This is a genomic window from Niallia sp. RD1 (assembly GCF_024219955.1).
Classification (GTDB): domain Bacteria; phylum Bacillota; class Bacilli; order Bacillales; family Cytobacillaceae; genus Niallia; species Niallia alba.
On record NZ_CP100420.1, the window covers coordinates 1,379,021 to 1,397,500 of the forward strand.

The 18,480-nt window shown below is 36.5% G+C and carries 19 protein-coding genes, 1 tRNA gene, 1 rRNA gene, 1 other RNA gene, 1 riboswitch and 1 other annotated feature (1 of these 24 running past the window's edge); of the genes, 18 read left to right on the forward strand and 4 right to left on the reverse strand.

The window, feature by feature from the left end; genetic code table 11:
• The first annotated feature begins 144 nt into the window (after positions 1–144).
• From pdxS to NKG37_RS06415, 5 genes are all read left to right on the forward strand, one after another.
• On the forward strand, positions 145–1,029 hold the full coding sequence (gene pdxS, locus NKG37_RS06395) for a pyridoxal 5'-phosphate synthase lyase subunit PdxS (RefSeq protein WP_254416378.1): 885 nt from the start codon (positions 145–147) through the stop codon (positions 1,027–1,029).
• Between the two features lie 10 nt (positions 1,030–1,039).
• A complete protein-coding gene (gene pdxT / locus NKG37_RS06400) occupies positions 1,040–1,642 on the forward strand; it encodes a pyridoxal 5'-phosphate synthase glutaminase subunit PdxT (protein ID WP_016205323.1) in 603 nt (200 codons plus the stop codon).
• Between the two features lie 51 nt (positions 1,643–1,693).
• Positions 1,694–1,918, forward strand: a binding site (T-box leader).
• 114 nt (positions 1,919–2,032) lie between these two features.
• Positions 2,033–3,313: a serine--tRNA ligase gene (serS, locus tag NKG37_RS06405; protein WP_169187568.1), complete on the forward strand. Its 1,281-nt coding sequence runs from the start codon at positions 2,033–2,035 to the stop codon at positions 3,311–3,313.
• 313 nt (positions 3,314–3,626) lie between these two features.
• Complete coding sequence (locus NKG37_RS06410; RefSeq protein ID WP_254415997.1) at positions 3,627–4,943, forward strand: ISLre2 family transposase; 1,317 nt, start codon at positions 3,627–3,629, stop codon at positions 4,941–4,943.
• 178 nt (positions 4,944–5,121) lie between these two features.
• Positions 5,122–5,214 (forward strand) — tRNA-Ser (locus NKG37_RS06415).
• Between the two features lie 183 nt (positions 5,215–5,397).
• Here NKG37_RS06415 and NKG37_RS06420 read toward each other — a convergent pair.
• Both NKG37_RS06420 and NKG37_RS06425 read right to left on the reverse strand, forming a co-directional pair.
• Complete coding sequence (locus NKG37_RS06420) at positions 5,398–6,069, reverse strand: deoxynucleoside kinase (protein ID WP_016205321.1); 672 nt, start codon at positions 6,067–6,069, stop codon at positions 5,398–5,400.
• Complete coding sequence (locus NKG37_RS06425; protein ID WP_101728743.1) at positions 6,047–6,706, reverse strand: deoxynucleoside kinase; 660 nt, start codon at positions 6,704–6,706, stop codon at positions 6,047–6,049. The genes NKG37_RS06420 and NKG37_RS06425 overlap by 23 nt, the downstream gene beginning before the upstream one ends.
• Positions 6,707–7,028: 322 nt before the next feature.
• Positions 7,029–7,138, forward strand: a riboswitch (TPP riboswitch).
• 151 nt (positions 7,139–7,289) lie between these two features.
• On the opposite strand from NKG37_RS06425, the gene NKG37_RS06430 reads away from it, so the two are divergent.
• The 5 genes from NKG37_RS06430 to NKG37_RS06450 are packed head-to-tail and all read left to right on the forward strand — an operon-like array spanning position 7,290 to position 10,986.
• On the forward strand, positions 7,290–7,904 hold the full coding sequence (locus NKG37_RS06430) for a thiamine phosphate synthase (protein WP_254415998.1): 615 nt from the start codon (positions 7,290–7,292) through the stop codon (positions 7,902–7,904).
• Positions 7,876–9,006 (forward strand): glycine oxidase ThiO, encoded by a 1,131-nt coding sequence (gene thiO, locus NKG37_RS06435; protein ID WP_224428210.1) that lies wholly within the window; start codon positions 7,876–7,878, stop codon positions 9,004–9,006. Before NKG37_RS06430 ends, thiO begins: the two co-directional genes overlap by 29 nt.
• A complete protein-coding gene (thiS, locus tag NKG37_RS06440) occupies positions 9,007–9,210 on the forward strand; it encodes a sulfur carrier protein ThiS (protein ID WP_016205316.1) in 204 nt (67 codons plus the stop codon).
• A gap of 4 nt (positions 9,211–9,214) precedes the next feature.
• The gene (locus NKG37_RS06445; RefSeq protein WP_101728744.1) at positions 9,215–9,982 is read left to right on the forward strand and encodes a thiazole synthase; all 768 of its coding nucleotides are present in this window, start codon (positions 9,215–9,217) and stop codon (positions 9,980–9,982) included.
• Positions 9,979–10,986: a ThiF family adenylyltransferase gene (locus NKG37_RS06450; RefSeq protein WP_169187572.1), complete on the forward strand. Its 1,008-nt coding sequence runs from the start codon at positions 9,979–9,981 to the stop codon at positions 10,984–10,986. Before NKG37_RS06445 ends, NKG37_RS06450 begins: the two co-directional genes overlap by 4 nt.
• Before the next feature lie 51 nt (positions 10,987–11,037).
• Here the strand turns inward: NKG37_RS06450 and NKG37_RS06455 are convergent, their stop codons facing one another.
• Positions 11,038–12,324, reverse strand: coding sequence for a glycosyl hydrolase family 18 protein (locus NKG37_RS06455; RefSeq protein WP_254415999.1), 1,287 nt, complete (start codon positions 12,322–12,324; stop codon positions 11,038–11,040).
• A gap of 35 nt (positions 12,325–12,359) precedes the next feature.
• The gene (locus NKG37_RS06460; RefSeq protein ID WP_101728746.1) at positions 12,360–12,923 is read right to left on the reverse strand and encodes a cysteine hydrolase family protein; all 564 of its coding nucleotides are present in this window, start codon (positions 12,921–12,923) and stop codon (positions 12,360–12,362) included.
• A 184-nt stretch (positions 12,924–13,107) separates the two neighbouring features.
• Here NKG37_RS06460 and tadA point away from each other — a divergent pair, with 184 nt between their 5' ends.
• The 8 genes from tadA to NKG37_RS06500 form a co-directional block, all read left to right on the forward strand.
• Positions 13,108–13,620, forward strand: coding sequence for a tRNA adenosine(34) deaminase TadA (gene tadA / locus NKG37_RS06465; RefSeq protein WP_254416000.1), 513 nt, complete (start codon positions 13,108–13,110; stop codon positions 13,618–13,620).
• A gap of 84 nt (positions 13,621–13,704) precedes the next feature.
• Positions 13,705–13,969, forward strand: an RNA gene (gene ffs / locus NKG37_RS06470) — signal recognition particle sRNA large type.
• A gap of 190 nt (positions 13,970–14,159) precedes the next feature.
• On the forward strand, positions 14,160–15,866 hold the full coding sequence (dnaX, locus tag NKG37_RS06475; RefSeq protein WP_169187574.1) for a DNA polymerase III subunit gamma/tau: 1,707 nt from the start codon (positions 14,160–14,162) through the stop codon (positions 15,864–15,866).
• 90 nt (positions 15,867–15,956) lie between these two features.
• Entirely contained in the window at positions 15,957–16,277 is a 321-nt protein-coding gene (locus NKG37_RS06480) for a YbaB/EbfC family nucleoid-associated protein (RefSeq protein WP_254416001.1), read from the forward strand.
• 11 nt (positions 16,278–16,288) lie between these two features.
• Positions 16,289–16,885 (forward strand): recombination mediator RecR, encoded by a 597-nt coding sequence (gene recR, locus NKG37_RS06485; protein WP_016205308.1) that lies wholly within the window; start codon positions 16,289–16,291, stop codon positions 16,883–16,885.
• A gap of 17 nt (positions 16,886–16,902) precedes the next feature.
• Positions 16,903–17,121 carry a YaaL family protein gene (locus NKG37_RS06490; RefSeq protein ID WP_016205307.1) on the forward strand — a complete coding sequence of 73 codons (219 nt, stop codon included), beginning with the start codon at positions 16,903–16,905 and terminating at the stop codon, positions 17,119–17,121.
• 596 nt (positions 17,122–17,717) lie between these two features.
• Positions 17,718–17,981: a pro-sigmaK processing inhibitor BofA family protein gene (locus NKG37_RS06495; RefSeq protein ID WP_016205306.1), complete on the forward strand. Its 264-nt coding sequence runs from the start codon at positions 17,718–17,720 to the stop codon at positions 17,979–17,981.
• Positions 17,982–18,358: 377 nt separating this feature from the next.
• Positions 18,359–18,480, forward strand: a 16S ribosomal RNA gene (locus NKG37_RS06500); it runs 1,428 nt beyond the window's last position.

The window sequence follows — 18,480 nt, forward strand, 5'->3', positions numbered from 1 at the left end:
CATACATTGTATAAACTGAAAGAAAAAGAGCTTCTTGTATTGACAGAAGCTCTTTTTTATTGTTTATTTTCATTAGGGAGTAACAAATTTCTTCAAAAGGTTTCAATAATTTTGTGTTAAAAAAAGAGACTTTACAGGGGGCAAATAATGAAAACTGGTACTGATAGAGTTAAACGTGGTATGGCTGAAATGCAAAAAGGCGGAGTAATCATGGATGTTATCAACGCAGAACAAGCCAAGATTGCAGAAGAAGCAGGAGCAGTAGCGGTAATGGCTCTTGAACGAGTTCCTTCGGATATTCGCGCAGCCGGTGGGGTAGCTAGAATGGCTGATCCTACAATCGTAGAGGAAGTAATGAATGCAGTAACAATCCCTGTAATGGCAAAGGCGCGTATTGGTCATATTGTCGAAGCAAGAGTGCTTGAGGCTATGGGCGTAGATTATATTGACGAGAGCGAAGTTTTAACCCCAGCAGATGAAGAATTTCATTTGAATAAAAATGAATATACTGTTCCGTTTGTATGTGGCAGTCGTGATCTAGGAGAAGCTGCAAGACGCATCGGTGAAGGTGCTTCTATGCTTCGCACAAAAGGGGAACCGGGAACAGGAAATATTGTTGAAGCAGTTCGTCATATTAGAAAAGTAAATGCACAAGTTCGTAAAGTAGCTCATATGAATGAAGATGAGTTGATGACAGAAGCTAAGATCTTAGGAGCTCCATATGAACTTCTTTTAGAAATTAAAAGGTTAGGCCGCTTACCAGTTGTTAACTTTGCTGCTGGTGGTGTTGCAACACCTGCTGATGCAGCATTAATGATGCAATTAGGTGCAGACGGTGTATTTGTAGGTTCAGGTATTTTCAAATCAGACAACCCTGCAAAATTTGCTAGAGCAATAGTAGAAGCAACTACTCATTATCAAGATTATGAGTTAATTGCGGAAATTTCTAAAAACCTTGGAACAGCAATGAAAGGGATTGAAATTTCTAGTCTAGCTCCAGAAGCACGTATGCAAGAGCGTGGCTGGTAAGGTGAATATAATGCCAAACCATAATGTGAAAATAGGTGTCCTTGGACTACAAGGTGCTGTGAGAGAACATGTTAATGCTATTGAAGCGAATAATGCAGAAGCAGTTGTCGTAAAGAAAAAAGAACAACTGGATGAGATTGATGGTCTCATTATTCCTGGTGGAGAAAGTACAACGATGCGTCGCCTTATTGATAAATATGATTTTATGGAAGCTCTTCAAGTATTCGCTCAATCAGGGAAGCCAATGTTTGGAACATGCGCAGGATTGATTTTATTGGCAAAAGCCATTAAGGGCTATGATAAACCACATATTGGGGTTATGGATATACAAGTTGAGCGTAATTCTTTTGGAAGACAAAAAGAAAGCTTTGAAGCAAATCTTGATATTGCAGGGGTTGCTGAAGATTTTACTGCTGTGTTTATCCGTGCGCCGCATATTGTTAGTGTTGGTGAAAATGTAGAAGTATTAGCTAAACATAATGATCGTATTGTAGCGGCGCGAGAAGGACAGTTCTTAGGTTGTTCTTTTCATCCTGAATTAACAGATGATCATCGTTTAACGGGATATTTTATTAAGATGGCGATAGAGGCTAAGCAACACTTATTTGCATAAGCTGTTGAATTTCGGAAATACTTGTAGTAAGATATATGCAACTAATATATGGAATCTACTATGATAGGAAATAGTAACAGGTAACTTATTCTAAAAGAGAGCCGATGGTTGGTGTGAATCGGTGAATAAAGCCTGTGAATCCATCCTAGAGTAAAAACAAGGAACGCACCTGTTGCAAGTAATTGTTTTCGGCTAAAAACCGTTATGATCTTTAAGGTGAAAAGTATTTTTATGCTTTTAACTAGGGTGGCAACGCGGGTAACTCTCGTCCCTTTTTTAGGGACGGGAGTTTTTTATTTTGCCGTAAATAAAGAGTAAGGATTTCAAACTGGACGTGAAACCTATAGAAAGTAGATTGCATGTAGAAATAAAAAATGGGAGGAATAGAAAATGTTAGATATTAAATATGTTCGTGCTAATTTTGATTTTGTAAAAAGTCAGTTACAGCACCGCGGAGAAGATTTATCAGAACTGGACAATTTTGAAGCACTAGATGTAAGACGAAGAGAACTAATTGTTGAAACGGAACAATTAAAAAGTAAAAGAAATGAAGTTTCACAGCAAGTAGCAGTATTAAAGAGAGAGAAAAAAGATGCAGAAGCTCTTATTGTGGAAATGAGAGAAGTCGGCGAAAAAATTAAAGAATATGATAACGAGTTACGTGATGTTGAAGAGAAATTACAAACGATTATGTTAGGAATTCCGAATCTTCCTCATGAAAGTGTTCCAGTTGGAGATACGGAAGATGATAATGTTGAAATAAGAAAATGGGGTGAAATTAGAAAGTTTAATTTTGAGCCAAAACCTCATTGGGATGTTGCTACTGATTTAGATTTACTTGATTTTGAACGAGCAGCAAAAGTAACAGGAAGTCGTTTTGTATTTTATAAAGGCTTAGGGGCAAAACTAGAAAGAGCACTATTTAATTTTATGCTTGATTTGCATACAGAGGAACATGGATATAAAGAAATTATCCCTCCTTTCCTAGTAAATAGATCGAGCTTAACAGGAACTGGTCAATTGCCTAAGTTTGAAGAGGATGCTTTTTTAGTGGAGAAAGAGGATTACTTTTTAATTCCAACTTCAGAAGTACCTGTAACAAACTTGCATAGAGATGAAATTCTTGATGGTGATCAGCTTCCGATCAAATATGCTGCGTTTAGTGCAAACTTCCGTTCAGAAGCAGGATCTGCAGGCAGAGATACAAGAGGACTAATTAGACAACATCAGTTTAATAAAGTAGAGCTTGTTAAGTTCGTTAAGCCAGAAGATTCTTATGAAGAGCTAGAGTCTTTAACAAGAAATGCAGAAAAAGTATTGCAGCTTTTAGGCTTACCATATCGTGTGTTGAGCATGTGTACAGGAGATTTAGGATTTACAGCAGCGAAAAAGTATGATGTAGAGGTTTGGATTCCAAGCTATAATACGTACCGTGAAATTTCTTCTTGTAGTAATTTTGAAGCTTTCCAAGCAAGAAGAGCAAATATTCGGTTCCGTAGAGAGCCTAAAGGAAAGCCAGAACATGTGCATACATTAAATGGATCTGGCCTTGCAATTGGAAGAACGGTTGCTGCTATTTTGGAAAACTATCAGCAGGCAGATGGAAGTGTTGTTATTCCTGAAGTGCTTCGTCCTTATATGAGAAATAGAGAAGTAATTTCACCTGAATAATATGATAGACAGTTAAAAGGAGTTGACCTCTTAAGAAGTATTATATTCTTTTGAGGTCAGCTAAATTATTTCCTAACTCCTTGTTTAAAATAAATAATAAAAAATGATAGTATGAGTAAAATGTTTGTGGGAGAATAAATATCCTTTTTGTCTAGTTGGGGGACGCGTCCTCCAACTAGACAAAAAGGCCACCAAGCGAGAGCGCGGTAGCTGGAAAAAATTAAGCATTAAAAAAGAGAGCATCCTTTTGTAAAGTAGAATTTGGCGAAAAATACGAAAAGGAGAGGCTCTCATGAATCAATGTAACATAAAAATGCCATCATTAAAAGAATTGGAAAAAACTTTATTTCGAACACTACAAATGACGTTTCAAGAAATCCTTATTCAAACATTAGAAAATTGGGATCTAGAGATTGCTCAGCAACGAGACAAAAGAAGATTTGCTTTACGTGATAAACGAGAAATACGATTAGATACAGCGTTTGGAGCTGTGGAGCTGAAGCGTAATTATTATTTTGATCGTGTGACTAAAAAATATATTTGTCTATTAGATCACTATTTACAGTTTCAGGGGAATAAGGGATTTAGTCCGCTACTAGAAGAATGGGGGCTAGAACTAGCGACGAATGGCTCATCCTATCGAAAGGCGGTGGAAACGTTCGAACAATTTTTAGGCTATTCGGCGATGAGCCACGAAGCATTACGGCAACATCTTCTTCAAACAAGCGTACTTCCCGCTAAGGAAAAACACCCTTTTCAAAAGGTATTGTTTGTAGAAGTAGATGGATTATATGTGAAGAGTCAAGAAAAGAAAAAGCGTGGATGGGAGTTGAAATTCGCCGCTGTACACGAGGGATGGAAAGAAAACGGAAAGCGAATCAGGCTCCGAAATAAAAGGCATTTTCTTTATGAAGGAAAAGAACCCTTTTGGGAAGCCTTTGAAACGTTCTTACAGAATAATTATGCGTATGATCCTACCCAAACCTTGCTTATTATTAATGGTGATGGAGCAGGCTGGATAACGGCATGTCGGGAGTATTTTCGGGAACGCGCCTTTTTCACCATGGACCGTTTTCATGTCGCTCGTTCGATGAAGCAACTAATGAAGAGCCATCCTCGATACCGCTACATGAAAAGAGCGTTAAAAAACTACCAGGTAGAAACATTACTTCTAGAGTTGAATAGCGCAGTAGGAACAATGGATACACCAGAAAAAGAAGAAAAACTAGCGCATTTCCTTGCCTTTTTAACGCATCATCAGGAAACCATAAAAGATTACCGTAGTTGGTTACAGGAAAAAGGCGTGGACACGACAGCGTATCGTCCAATGGGAAGTGCAGAAGCAATGATGAATCAATTAGCCAAACGATTAAAAAATGGAAGAACATGGAGCAAAAAAGGGGTCATGAGCATGGCGCGCTTGTGGATTGGATTGAAGGATGACCTATCCATCCAAACGATATATGGGAAATGGGAAAAAGCCACGGAAAAATCAAAGAAAGAGCATCGAGCGAAAAGAAAAATACCCACAAAATTAGTAACAGAAACCGTGCGTCAGAACATGCCATACTTAAATCAAGCGATTGGAAAACCCGTTCACTTTGCCTTACAGGGATTAAAAGGTTTTTAAAAAAATGAGAGAATCAACAGTTGGAAGAACAAAACCAATTGGAAAGCGGATACAAACTTAGAGGTTTTACTTTATAAAAAAGGGAGCTAAAAAAACTCCCACAAAAACTTGACTCAATCAAAATGATAAATATAGTTGACTTAGGTTTTGATAGATGATATATTATTACTTGTCTGATGGAGGAATACCCAAGTCCGGCTGAAGGGATCGGTCTTGAAAACCGACAGGCGGGTCAAACCGCGCAGGGGTTCGAATCCCCTTTCCTCCTCCATGATTTTAAATTTACATTGCGCATAATATTTGGAGATATATGAGGCCTGCTACTACAGTAGCAGGTTTTTTATTTTTTTTTCATAAGTTTTGTAACGAAAAAAAGGATTTTCCTTTGTTTTCATTACAGTCAACTTCTTAGTAATAAAGCTGACTGTAATAACCGAAAACGAGGAAAGTCCTTTTATGCTTTTCTGCTATAGTTTTTTTGCTGAAGAATAGTACTAATCTTTTCTATAATTGGTTCAATAGATTGTGCACCAGCAATAGCATCATACTCATTAATATTTAATCGAAGAACAGGACATGCTGAGAAAGAATCAATCCATTTCTCATATCTACCATGCATTTCTTCCCAATAATCAATCGGTGTTTGCTTTTCCATTTCACGACCTCTTCGATCAATACGCTGTAATATATCTTCGAGAGAACCTTCAAGGTAGATCAGTAAGTCTGGATGTGGGAAGTAAGGAGTCATTACCATTGCTTCAAAAAGACTTGTATACGTTTCATAATCGACTTCTGACATTGTCCCTTTTTCATAATGCATTTTTGCAAATATACCAGTATCCTCATAGATGGAACGATCTTGAATAAATCCGCCGCCATATTCAAAGATTCTTTTTTGTTCCTTAAAGCGTTCTGCTAAAAAATATACTTGCAGATGAAAGCTCCATCTGCTAAAGTCATGATAAAATTTATCAAGATATGGATTAGTATCAACTTTTTCAAAAGAAGTTCGAAATTGTAAAGCATCTGCTAGTGCATTCGTTAGCGTTGATTTACCTACACCAACTGTTCCAGCAATCGTTATAACGGAATTACTAGGAATATTATATTTTGTTCGTAGATTCATGATTAAAGGCTCCTATATTTAAAGTTTCTTTTATTGTGTTAATAATTTTTACTAAGTCTTGTTTATTTTGAACAAAGTCCAATGTATCTCCATTAAAGTCTAATACAGGAATTTGTGGGTTATTTTTTTTGAAGTCATTCATAACGATATCGTAGTCAGAAGATAATTGTTCTAAATACAGAGGACTAATATTTTTTTCGATATCTCTATCTCTTTTTTTAATTCGTGCCATTATTGTATCTAAACTAGCATGTAGATAAATAATAATATTCGGCATTGGCAGGTCTTCTGTTAATACATCATAGATGCGGACATACTTGTCTAAATCGCTATCCTGTAAAGATCTTTTCGCGAAAATAAGATTTTTTAATATATGATAATCTGCCACTACAGGTATATTTTTAGTTAAATAATGGTCTCTTGTGTCGTTTAACTGCTTAAATCGATTACATAGGAAAAACATTTCTGTTTGAAAACTCCATTCATCAATGTTTTCGTAAAATTTTCCGAGGAAAGGATTTTCTTCGACAATTTCTTTTAGGAGTTCGTATTGAAAATACTCTGAGAGTAATTTAGCTAAAGAAGTTTTACCAACTCCAATGGGTCCTTCTACTGTAATAAAAGGGATACTATTCACGCTTGTCCCTCCTGTTCTCTTATTTTAGAAGCTAATATTTTTTGAAGGGCTGTGGTTCGTTAATAAAGATAAACTTAGTATATGCAGCCTTAACAAAGGATTGCTTCCTTTAGTAGGTAATAAAAATAGTACAAGAGTCATTTTAACACATGGAGGGGAATGTGGACATATGCTTGTTTTTTCCTAATAGTTATTCAATCGAAAGTTTAAATTTAGATATGGTTTGTTAAGTTAAATTAGCGAAAGAGTAATAAGATTAAGAATTTTTTATTGCTATATTATCGATTTATGGTACTATATGGGTAAAGTTTATAAATAATGAATGAATCACTAGGGGATCCCTTGATAAGGGCTGAGAATGAAGTAGTTACTTCTAAACCCTCAAAACCTGAACAGGTTCGTACCTGCGTAGGAAAGTGGAATATCTTTAAATATACGTGTCTATTGGATTTTTTCCTATGGCGTAATTTATTAACCACTTTTCTACTACCTAGAAAAGTGGTTTTTGGCGTTTTACCCACTTTTCCAAACAGACTCTAACGTTCAAACCGTTGAGACTTATATAAAGTAGAGGTGATGAGATATGAAAATAATGGCCGTAACAGATAATACGCACTCTTTAGAGAAGCTTTTGTCTATTTTATTAGAAATCCATCCATATGTTGATTATGTGCAAATTAGGGAGAAAGCAAAAAGTCCAATCGAAATTTATACCCTTTGTGAGAGATTGCTTAAGGAGGGAGTTCCTATAGATAAAATCATTGTTAATGATCGTCTTGATATTGCGACACTGCTTTCGTTAAAAAATGTACATTTTCCATCAAATGGGTTATCTGTTAACCAAGTTAAAACTGTGTTTCCGAAAATGTCTATAGGTGTATCTGTTCATAGCAAAGAAGAAGCTATATTAGCAGAAAGAAGCCAGACTGATTATGTAATATACGGACATTGCTATTCAACAAATAGTAAAGAGGGGAAGCCACCCGTTACATTGTCCACTATCTCAGAGATAAAAAGCGAGCTTTCCGTTCCGCTTTATGCTATAGGGGGAATCACGGAAGAACGAGTAGGTAAACTAGCTGAATTAGGTGCAGATGGAGTAGCAATTATGTCTGCTATATTTTCAGCTTCCGATCCATTAATGGCAATAAAACGAATAAGAGAAAGATGTGAAACTATTGGAATCAAAACAATTTGATGTCGTAATTGTTGGTGGCGGAATTATCGGTAGTTCGATTGCTTACTATTTGGCAAAGGAAAATAGGAAAGTTGCTATATTAGAAGCAGACAAAATTGGTGGGAAATCAACAAGTGCAGCAGCTGGAATGCTTGGTGCTCATTCTGAATATAAAGAATTTAAACATCTCTACCCATTTGCAAGAAGCAGTCAGCTTTTATATAAACAGCTTTATGAAGAGATAAGAGAGTTAACTGCTATTGATTTTGAGAAAAGAAATGGTGGGTTATTGAAACTTGTATACTCAGAAAATGAGAAAAAGGAGCTAGAATCTATTCTATCCTTATCTTCGGTGGAGTGGCTGGATAATAAAGAAGCTAGAAAAAGAGTTCCCCAGCTTTCAAAGGAAGTTATGGGAGCTGCTTATTTACAAGAGGATGTCCATATCACACCATTAATTGCATGTAATAGCTTGAGTAAAGGAGCACAACTATTTGGTGCTGAAATTTATGAATATACTCGTGTATTAGCTGTGAGTAAGACAGGAATGGAATATTCAATAAAAACAGCGCAAGGGACCTTTTTAGCAAAAAATGTAGTTATTGCAAGTGGAGTGTGGAGCAACTACTTTTTTCAGCAATTAGGATTATCCCATGAAATTATTCCGGTTAAGGGAGAATGTGTAGCAGCAATAAATGAGGGAGCACCATTACGTTATGCTGTATTCCATGATCAATTTTACATTGTACCTCGAAATAATAACGAGCTAATTATTGGGGCAACGAAAAAATGGAATGATTGGAGCGAGAATCCCTCGCTTGACGGTTTAGAAGAGGTTATACAAAAAGCAAAGAAAATGATACCAGAAGTTGGAGAAATGAAGTGGACGAGAGCTTGGGCTGGGCTTAGACCACAGACATATGATGGTCATCCATATATAGGGGAGCATCCAGAGATGAAGGGCTTATATTTTGCAACAGGTCATCAAAGAAATGGTATTCTTTTAGCCCCGGCAACAGGAAAGATGATTCGCGACTTAATTATTGGAACGCCTGTAGAGAAGGAGTGGCTAGATGCTTTTAAAGTAGAGCGTAATATATTTGCTTATGGGGGAGGGAAATAATTGAACATACAACTGAATGGCAAGGAACAGCAGCTACCGAAAGAGGTAGTTACGGTAACAGATTTATTGCATTTTTTTGAATTAAGTAATCGGATTGTCATTGTAGAAGTAAATCGAGATATTTTACAAAAAGAACAGTATCAAACGCATTTACTAAAAGATAGCGATAGAGTGGAATTAATTCATTTTGTTGGAGGAGGATAAATATATGTTAAAAATAGCAGATCGTACTTTTCAGTCTAGATTACTACTTGGAACTGGGAAATATCCGTCATTTGAAGTCCAAAAAAAAGCGGTAGAGGTATCGGGAAGTGAGATATTAACCTTTGCTGTACGTAGAATGGATATATTTGAAGAATCACAGCCTAACTTTTTAGAGCAATTGGATTTAAACCGGTATACCCTACTTCCGAATACGGCGGGAGCAAAAACAGCGGAAGAAGCAGTACGGATTGCTAAGCTTGCAAAGGCATCTGGTTTATGTGACATGATTAAAGTGGAAGTGATTGGTTGTGATAAATCGCTACTTCCTGATCCAGTAGAAACACTAAAAGCGTCTGAACAACTATTAGAAGAAGGGTTTATTGTCTTGCCATATACTTCTGATGATGTTGTCCTTGCTAAACGTCTAGAACAGCTAGGTGTACACGCCATCATGCCAGGTGCTTCACCAATTGGATCTGGAAAAGGAATTATCAATCCATTAAATTTGCAATTTATTATAGAACAAAGCACAGTTCCAGTTATTGTAGATGCAGGAATTGGTTCACCTAAGGATGCAGCCTATGCGATGGAGCTTGGAGCAGATGGGGTACTTCTGAATACAGCGGTATCGAATGCAAATGACCCAGTAAAAATGGCCATTGCTATGAAGTTGGCAATTGAAGCTGGTCGGTTGGGATATGAAGCAGGACGAATAGCGGAGAAAAACTATGGTGTCGCAAGTAGTCCATTAGCGGGGATGATTACATCTTGACTAGTCGTTTTTTTAAACAGGAATTATTTATTGGAAAAGAAGGGCAACGAAATATCGAAAATAGCCATGCCGTTATTTTAGGAGCAGGTGCCCTAGGATCAGCAGTTTCTGAGATGCTAGTAAGAGCAGGGATAGGAAAGCTTACTATTATTGATCGAGATTATGTAGAGCAAAGCAATCTTCAAAGACAACAGCTATATACGGAAGAGGATGCAGTAAAAAAACTGCCTAAAGCAATTGCTGCAATGAAGAGGCTAAAAGAGATTAGCAGTCATACACGGATTGAATCGATAGTAGAAGAGATAAATTGCCATACAATTGAAAAATTTATAGAAGGTGCTTCCATTTTAATAGATGGCACTGATAATTTTGAGACGAGATTAGTAATAAATGATGCTGCGATTAAGCGTCGAATTCCTTTTCTATTTGGAGCTTGTGTGGGAAGCTATGGGCTTTCCTATTCAGTGGTCGAAGAGAATGCTCCTTGTCTTCATTGTTTGATCGATCGGCTTCCTTCTCAGCAAATTACATGTGATACTGCAGGAGTTATTAGTCCAATTGTTCAATGGGTAGCAGCGATGCAAGTATCACAAGCTATGCAGATTCTTTCAGGTGAAACAGTATTGCCAGTTCTTCGTTCCTTTGATATTTGGAAAATGGAATATGTGGAAATGAATGTCGCAAAGTTAAAACATACTAATTGTCCAACTTGTGGGAAAGAGGCAAGTTTCCCATATTTATCCCAACAAAACCAAACAAAAGCAGCGGTGTTATGTGGAAGAGATGCAGTTCATATTCGCCCACCAACACCTAAAGGATTAGATTTATATGAGTTCTCACAGCAGTGGAAGTCACTCGTTGAAAATTTAATTGCAAATCCTTATTTAGTATCTTTTCATTATAATGATTATCGGGTGGTTCTTTTTAAAGACGGGCGTGCTATCATTCATGGAACTTCAGAAGTAAGTGTAGCCAAGTCAATATATACGAGATTAGTAGGATAGATACGATAAGACGAAAGGAAAGGTCTATTTAAAAAGAACCTTTCCTTTCGTTTATGTTCTTTTTGTTACTTGAAAATTATCGAGGATTAAAAGCCAGTTTTGGGGAAATGGTAATCCTAATTTCCAATAGCTAATACCTCTTAAATTTAACTCTTTAATTAAATTAAATTTTGCCTGAATGGAACGGGCATCCTCAAACCATACTTCGTGTAATTTCCCTTCACTATCTGTATATTTAAAATAGGGAGCTTGTGCTTTTTGGTCATATAGTATAACAGCATTATTGTCAGCTGCAAGCTGAATAGCTGCTTGAGGACTAAGTGCTCTTGCCACTGTCCCTTCGACAAATGGAAGTGTCCAATCGTATCCATATAAATTTTGGCCCATCATAATTTTAGAAGAGGGTATTTCTGTAATTGCATATTCTAGAACGTCTCTAACTGGTCCAATAGGAGAAACAGCCATAGCAGGTCCGCCGCTATATCCCCATTCATATGTCATGATAACAACAAAATCTACAATTTCCCCATGTGCTTTGTAATCATGCCCTTCATACCATTTTCCTTGTTGAGTGGCACTTGTTTTTGGTGCCAAAGCAGTCGATAATAACCATCCTTCCTGAGAAAAACGATTTTTTGCTTTACGTAGAAAACGATTATAAGCTTCGCGATCAGCTGGTCTTAAATATTCAAAATCAAAATGGATATCTTTAAATCCGTATTTTTTAGCAGTTATGACTATATTATTGATAAAGTTATTTTGAATTGCTTCATCGTTTAATAGGATTCTTCCTAGTTCATCACTAAATTGGTCATTTTCTTGATTGGTAATCACCATCATTAATACATTATTATTTTGTCTGGCGATATCAGGGAAATTATTGAGAAGCGGTTCTTTTAAGCTTCCGTCTCGTAATGCTTGAAAGCTAAATGGAGCAAGATAGGTTAAGTAAGGAGCTGCTTCTCGTGCACTTGCCTCTAGATTTGGCGCAACAGATGTTCCCCTTGGTTCTACATATGCATTGATATCAACTGGTCTTTTTGGTCTTTCAGGAATATATAATCGTAAACCAACTTGTAAAGATTGGTTGGCAGGAATGGAATTAATGGAAGCTAATTGTTCATAATTTAATCGGAACCTCTGAGCGATGGACCAGAGGCTGTCTCCTGGTTGAACCCAGTAAAAGCTTCCGATAATGGGAATGACAAGTGCTTGCCCTATTGTTAGTTGGTTTGGATTTGGTAGATCATTCGCTTCTACTAAATCATTAACTGTCGTTCCATATGCAGCTGCAATGCCTATTAAGGTTTGGTTGTTACTGACAACATGAATTTGCATATTTTTCCCTCCTGAAAAGGATACATTATTACAGTTTATGAGGAGGAAAGGGAAGAAATGATTGTATTTTTTTTGAATGTAAATATTTTCGCGTTCATGACATTTTTCATCATACGTAGAGCATACTTATTATCTTCATCGTCAACAGAAGCAATACAATTGTCCGGAATAAGAAGAGGATACTCCCGCATATAGGCATCATTTGCAGTGAATAGAACGCAAATATTTCCTGCGATTCCGGTAAGAATAAGGTTTTTTACATGTAGCTGGTGAAGCAATGTATATAAAGCGGTGCCATAAAAGGCTGAATGTCTTGGTTTTATTAAAAAATAGTCTGTATCATCGGGCTTAATTTTATCGATAAATAGTTCGCTTTTTTCATTTCTACAATAATCGATTACTTTGTTTAATTCAGCTTGCCATAAATTATAATGGTCATTGATATAAATAATAGGTATGTTTTCCTGTTTACATTGTTTTTTTAGTTGTTGGATTTGTTCTGCAATTATTAAAGCTTTTTCTGCTAAAATATTTCCATGTTCAAAATTAAAGTCATTTATCATATCGATAATTAAAAGGGCAGTGTTCGACGATTCCATACGGTTCTCCTTTTCTATGTAAAATGGTAGAATAAAGCATTAGTTTTTGTGTGAGGAGTAAAATAGTTACAAACAGCCTGCTTTTTTATTGAAAGTGGGATGGTTATTTATCTTCTTTAGTTTAAGTCAAAGAAAAAATTTCATTACAAATTTTGTGTTTTTATATAGGTGGGCTGTAATTATTATGGAAGTAAATCAAGATCAATTGTTTATGAAAATAGCTATAGAGGAAGCGCAGAAAGCTGCAAAAATAGGAGAAGTCCCAATAGGAGCAGTTATTGCTTATAAAGGTGAGGTAATAGCTAAAGGTCATAATTTAAGAGAAACAGACCAATCTGCTGTAGCTCATGCTGAATTACTTACTATTGAAAAGGCATGCAAGGTATTGGGGACTTGGAGGCTAGAAGAGGCAACGCTTTATGTTACGCTTGAGCCATGCGCTATGTGCTCTGGTGCTATTCTACTGTCCCGTATTCCACGAGTAGTTTATGGAGCTGCTGATCCAAAAGGAGGGTGTGCTGGTACTTTTATGAATCTACTTCAAGATAGTCGTTTTAATCATCAAAGTGAAGTAATATCTGGTGTATTAGCAGAAGAATGCGGGCAGTTGTTGACGTCTTTTTTTCAAGAAATAAGAAATCGAAGAAAGGCAGAAAAGAGATTAAAAGCGAGTAATATAGAATCTTACAAAAATTAACAAATGCTTTGTGTTGATTTTTTCTTTCTTTATCAGTATACTAAGAGTGTGTCTTAGGACACCTAATATTCGGTATCAATTTTGTCGTGCTAAGCGGGGAGGTAGCGGTGCCCTGTACTCGCAATCCGCTCTAGCGAGGCTGAATTCCTTTCTGAGGCTGGTATCCTGTAGGGTCTGCCTTAAGTAAGTGGTGTTGACGTCCGGGTCCTGCGCAATGGGAATCCATGAACCATGTCAGGTCCGGAAGGAAGCAGCATTAAGTGGACACCCCCATGTGCCGCAGGGTCACCTGGACCGAGCTAACTACTTAAGTAACGCTTATGGGTGCGAGTCGATGAAAGGTGCACGGCAGTTATTTTTATACATACAAAACTCATCCTTCATGGATGAGTTTTTTTGTAAGTTAAAGTGAATATCTAAAATACTTGTGATTTTCTCTTTCAAAGAGAATAAATAACTATTTCCATTATGCTATTATGGATGTAAAAATATAAGTGGATAAGCTATAATAATTATGAAAATAAAAAATGGAGGGTACTATGAACTATCAAGCTTTATATCGGGTTTGGCGTCCTCAGCAGTTTATAGATGTGGTAGGGCAGGAACACGTAACAAAGACATTGCAAAATGCCCTTCTTCAACAAAAAATCTCTCACGCTTACTTGTTCTCTGGCCCGAGAGGAACGGGGAAAACAAGTGCGGCAAAAATACTAGCGAAAGCTGTTAATTGTGAGAGAGCACCAATTAGTGAACCTTGTAATGAATGTGATGCATGTAGAGGAATTACAGATGGCACAATACCTGATGTAATTGAAATAGATGCTGCTTCAAATAATGGGGTAGAAGAAATAAGGGATATAAGAGATAAGGTCAAATTTGCTCCTAGCTCTGTACCTTACAAAGTTTATATTATTGATGAAGTTCATATGCTATCAATTGGAGCATTTAATGCCCTTTTGAAAACATTGGAGGAACCCCCTAAACATGTAATCTTTATTTTAGCCACTACTGAACCTCACAAAATTCCTTTAACAATTATTTCAAGATGTCAGCGATTTGATTTTAGACGAATTACGTCGCAAGCGATTGTCAATCGAATGAGATTGATTATGGATGAGTCAGCAATCTCCTGTGAGGAAAAGGCGTTGCAAATGATTGCAAGAGCAGCAGATGGTGGAATGCGTGATGCGTTAAGCCTATTAGACCAAGCGATTTCTTATAGTAATGAAATAGTGACAGTAGAAGATGCTTTGACAGTGACGGGTGCTGTTTCACAAAACTTTTTAAATACGTTGTCTAGAGCGATTTTAGATAGAGATACGGTAAAAGGTTTGCAATCATTAGATGAATTACTTCTTGCAGGGAAAGACTCTAATCGATTTATTGAAGATTTTATCTTTTTCTATCGGGACATGCTGCTGTATAAAACGGCTCCTAATTTAGAAGAATCTTTAGAAAGAGTTTTATTGGATGATGATTTTAAAGATCTTGCAGAAGAGCATACACATGAACAAATTTATGAGCTTATAAATTTGTTGAATAAAACACAGCAAGATATGCGCTGGACAAACCATCCTAGAATCTTCTTAGAAGTAGCAATTGTAAAGCTTTGTCAGTTAGAAACAGCAAAAACATCTGGGCAATTGGGTGTAAATATTCCGGAAATACAATCTTTATTGAATAAGCTAACTACTTTAGAAGAAGAGCTAACGAGTCTTAAGCAAAAAGGTGTTGCTGTAGTAGCTGAAGCACAGCCAACCCAGAAAAAAGCAAGAACGAATAGAAAAGGATTTCAAGCTCCTTTAGGTAAAATAACGGAAACGTTGAAGAACGCAACAAAGCAAGAATTACAAACGGTAAAAAGTAATTGGGGGGTTATGCTAAATAGTCTTGTGCAAAATCAAATGCGATCACAGGCAGCTTTGTTAAATGAAGCAGAACCAGTTGCTGCATCTACGGACTCGATCATTATTAAATTTAAATATGAAATCCACTGTCAAATGGCATTAGATAATGTTAAATTTATAGAGACAATCACTAATTCTTTGTATCAGCTCATAGGAAAAAGGTATAATTTATTAGGAGTCCCTGAAGAACAGTGGCTTAACATTAGAGAAGAATTTCTCAATAGCTCCCACCATCTAGATTCTGCTGATGAGGGAGACGGTGAAGAGCGTCAAGACAATCCTGTTGTTTCAGAAGCAATAAAATTGTTTGGTGAAGAATTATTAGAAGTGAAGGATTAATTTTTAACCTATTGGTTATATATGTACATAATATATAGGTAATTCTATTATGTTAGAACCAATGGAAACTATAAACTGGAGGTAATCTATATGCGTGGAATGGGAAATATGCAAAATATGATGAAGCAAATGCAGAAAATGCAAAAGAAAATGGCGGAAGCTCAAGAACAACTTGGTGAAGAGAAGATTGAAGGAACAGCAGGTGGCGGAATGGTAACAGTTGTTGTATCTGGACATAAGGAAGTTCTTGATGTCATTATTAAGGAAGAGGTTGTAGATCCAGAAGATGTAGAAATGTTACAGGATTTAGTTCTAGCAGCAACGAATGACGCTTTGAAAAAGGCTGATGAACTAACTAACTCTACAATGGGTCATTTTACAAAAGGATTAAATCTTCCTGGAATGTTTTAAGGAGGAAGATTATGCATTATCCTGAACCTATATCTAAGCTGATTGACAGCTTTATGAAATTGCCAGGCATCGGGCCTAAAACGGCCTCTAGGCTGGCTTTTTTTGTATTAAATATGAAAGAAGATACAGTGTTAGATTTCGCAAAGGCACTTGTTAATGCAAAAAGAAATCTAACGTATTGCTCTGTGTGCGGCCATATTACAGATCAAGATCCATGCTATATATGTGAAGATAGCAGAAGAGACCGAAGTATTATATGTGTCGTACAAGATCCTAAAGATGTGATTGCTATGGAAAAGATGAAAGAATATAACGGACTTTATCATGTTCTCCATGGTGCAATATCTCCGATGGATGGTATAGGTCCAGAAGACATCAATGTACCGTCTTTAATTAAAAGGTTACAAGATGACGAAGCGCAAGAAGTTATTATGGCAACTAATCCGAATATAGAAGGAGAAGCAACAGCCATGTATATTTCTCGTTTACTAAAACCATCAGGAATCAAAATTACACGTATTGCTCATGGTTTACCAGTTGGTGGAGATTTAGAATATGCAGATGAGGTTACACTATCTAAGGCATTAGAAGGCAGAAGAGAAGTGTAAGTACAGGAGGGCTGACGATGTTCTTTCAACGAAAAGGAAAGTTACGGAAGGAATTCGATGAAAAGCTATTAGTCCAATTTAGTCATTTAAAACAAGAATGGTTGAATGATAAGACTTTGTTGGATAAAAGTTTTGATCCTTCCGATGAAGTAATTTGCGGAGCTAAGTTATCAGAGGCTAAATATTTCTTTTTATTTAAAGAAGCAAAACAAAGAAAAATTAACTTGTTGAGATAATAGACGAGGATGGGACATAACTAAATAGATACTCTGTAAAGACGAACAATTTCTAATATAGCTAGTAAATAGCGGCTGCTTTCGCATACTTTTTACAAGAGGAAATATAATTAGTTGGAAAAACAGAGCAGCCGGAATACACGAAGACTCCTATGGGATTAGCGAGACAGTCTGAGACCCTGCAGGCCACAGGCCGAAGCGGCTCAGCGCGAGCCCCATGGAAAGCGAAGTGTATTCCGGCTGCGGGGAATCGCACCAAACTTCATGGAAACATCCTTTGAAAAACAAATAAAAGCCCGAACAATTATACGGAACATTCATTAGCATCTTCGTATAATTGTTCGGAATTATCCTTGGCTGGAATACTTATGTCCCAGCCCCGTTTTTTTCAGTTAAGAATGTATAAGGTTTCTGAAGTAGCTGTATCCAGTTCGGGACATATACCTTTTCTCACCAGCGAAACGTTTACCGGGACAAAGTAACAAAAAAGTATGTGATAATAGGACCCTTATTAAAATAAAAGTTGTCCATTCTAGGTCTTATTTATAGAAATGAGACATATTTATAAATACAAGCATAATAAGGGAGGATGGATAGTGAGCCCGGTTGTTATTATCTCTGTTGTTATTGGCTTAATCATCTTGTTATTAGTAGTTGGTACACCGATAAAGCCACTTAGAATGATTGGACAAGGTATTATTAAAATTATGATTGGAGCACTATTTTTATTTTTTTTAAATACAGTTGGAAATCAATATGGCATACATGTGCCGATAAACTTTACAACTTCCGCTGTATCAGGGATTTTAGGAATCCCAGGAGTAGCAGCACTAGTAGCAATTCAACTATATATTATATAAGAGTATTATAGGAGATTAACTTAAATCCACTTGAAAGAAAGAGAAGTCTTTTAGAGGATTTAGTTAATCTTTTTTTTATATTTTTATTTTTAATAAAAGGCTAAGAAATAGTGTTGACTTCATAAAGAATGGGTGATAATATATAAAAAGTCGCCAGATTGATTAGATTAATCACTGGAAATACTTTTTTTAAAAAAAGTGTTTGACTTTAATATCGAGTTATGACATTATATAAAAGTTGCTTCTGATAGCAACAAATAAATTGCTCTTTGAAAACTGAACAAACAAACGTCAACAATAATCGTTTTATAACGAATGTTATAGAATGAAAACAAGTAATATAAAAGCTAGAGTTTAGCAATGAGCTAATCAACTCTTTATTGGAGAGTTTGATCCTGGCTCAGGACGAACGCTGGCGGCGTGCCTAATACATGCAAGTCGAGCGGACTTTAAAAGCTTGCTTTTAAAGTTAGCGGCGGACGGGTGAGTAACACGTGGG

Excerpts from the sequence above, each read along its gene's own strand:
- pdxT (WP_016205323.1), top strand. The coding sequence starts at position 1,040 with ATGCCAAACCATAATGTGAAAATAGGTGTCCTTGGACTACAAGGTGCT.
- serS (WP_169187568.1), top strand. The coding sequence starts at position 2,033 with ATGTTAGATATTAAATATGTTCGTGCTAATTTTGATTTTGTAAAAAGT.
- NKG37_RS06410 (WP_254415997.1), top strand. The coding sequence starts at position 3,627 with ATGCCATCATTAAAAGAATTGGAAAAAACTTTATTTCGAACACTACAA.
- NKG37_RS06420 (WP_016205321.1), bottom strand. The coding sequence starts at position 6,069 with ATGAATCTACGAACAAAATATAATATTCCTAGTAATTCCGTTATAACG.
- NKG37_RS06430 (WP_254415998.1), top strand. The coding sequence starts at position 7,290 with ATGAAAATAATGGCCGTAACAGATAATACGCACTCTTTAGAGAAGCTT.
- NKG37_RS06445 (WP_101728744.1), top strand. The coding sequence starts at position 9,215 with ATGTTAAAAATAGCAGATCGTACTTTTCAGTCTAGATTACTACTTGGA.
- NKG37_RS06455 (WP_254415999.1), bottom strand. The coding sequence starts at position 12,324 with ATGCAAATTCATGTTGTCAGTAACAACCAAACCTTAATAGGCATTGCA.
- NKG37_RS06460 (WP_101728746.1), bottom strand. The coding sequence starts at position 12,923 with ATGGAATCGTCGAACACTGCCCTTTTAATTATCGATATGATAAATGAC.
- tadA (WP_254416000.1), top strand. The coding sequence starts at position 13,108 with ATGGAAGTAAATCAAGATCAATTGTTTATGAAAATAGCTATAGAGGAA.
- dnaX (WP_169187574.1), top strand. The coding sequence starts at position 14,160 with ATGAACTATCAAGCTTTATATCGGGTTTGGCGTCCTCAGCAGTTTATA.
- NKG37_RS06480 (WP_254416001.1), top strand. The coding sequence starts at position 15,957 with ATGCGTGGAATGGGAAATATGCAAAATATGATGAAGCAAATGCAGAAA.
- recR (WP_016205308.1), top strand. The coding sequence starts at position 16,289 with ATGCATTATCCTGAACCTATATCTAAGCTGATTGACAGCTTTATGAAA.
- NKG37_RS06490 (WP_016205307.1), top strand. The coding sequence starts at position 16,903 with ATGTTCTTTCAACGAAAAGGAAAGTTACGGAAGGAATTCGATGAAAAG.